This window comes from Paenibacillus sp. 01T422, assembly GCF_056398785.1.
Genome location: NZ_JBFTQB010001333.1, coordinates 1 through 1,160, shown reverse-complemented (window position 1 = coordinate 1,160; position 1,160 = coordinate 1). Strand labels below are relative to the sequence as shown.

General features: G+C 42.5%; 1 protein-coding gene. It reads left to right on the top strand.

Features of this window, described 5'->3' with window-relative positions:
• Positions 1-541: 541 nt before the first annotated feature.
• Positions 542-1,160, top strand: a 619-nt coding sequence (locus tag AC1DUA_RS38500; RefSeq protein WP_477504702.1) for a D-alanyl-D-alanine carboxypeptidase family protein, incomplete at its 3' end; no start/stop codon positions are given.

Here is a 1,160-nt window from a genome sequence, read left to right as displayed (position 1 = left end):
GCCAGCACCTGTTCAGTTGATTTATGATGTAATTGTCTAGCATAATCTCACGTAAAGGCTATCTCTTAGGGTTTTCAGACCCATGAGATAGCTTTTTTATTTGAACAGAGGGACATTATGACCTAGGTGAGATTTTTTGATGTAAAAAGTGCTGGTATTTTGGTGCAAAGAGGACGTTTGGGCGCATCTTGATGCAAAAGGTACAGCAAAAATCCACGCAAATCGAGGATTTCCTGATTTATAAGCAAATTTGATGTAGGTTTTACAAGTAAAGTGCCGGCTGGAGGACTGCCTCTCAATATTGCTGTACATTTTACATCTTTTGTGCAGACAGCAAGTCGTTTGGATAAAGAGCAGGCACGCATTTTTTGTTAATGCTTATTTTCCTTCCTTTGGAATATTTTGATGGGAAATCGTCAAGACTGATTAGCAGTCATTGAAGCTGCAAGCGTCTGGTTTTCACTTCATATCTCACAGGAGGGGTACAAAGGCTATGCGAAAAAAAGGGCTAATAAGTTTAATCTGTTTACAGTTATGTGTGATGCTGATCTTACCGGTTGCTTTTGCGGAAGAGAAGAAAGCGCCTACGGTTGATTTAACACCTAATGCGCAATCCGCCGTACTGATGGATGCAGACACAGGCACAGTCATTGCGGAGAAAAACAAAGACACCAAACTTCCGCCAGCTAGTATTACGAAAATCATGACGATGCTTCTCATCATGGAAGCCATTGACAAAGGCAATATTAAAATGGATGAGAAAGTCCGGGTCAGTGAGTACGCAGCCTCTATGGGAGGTTCACAAATCTTTCTTGAGCCAGGCGAAGAAATGACGGTTCAGGAAATGCTGAAGGGTATTGCTATGGCATCTGGTAATGATGCTTCGGTGGCGATGGCCGAGAAAATTGCAGGATCAGAAGAAAATTTTGTGCAAATGATGAACGAGCGCGCGCAGCAGTTAGGAATGAAAAACACGCATTTTTCAAACTGCAACGGACTGCCGGTCCCCAATCACTATACAACAGCCAATGATATTGCTGTCATGTCCAGAGAGCTGCTTAAGCATGAAGGGATTACGAAATTTACAGGTGCTTATCAGGATTATTTGCGGAAGGAATCACCAAACCCGTTCTGGTTGGTAAATACGAACAAGCTTGTAC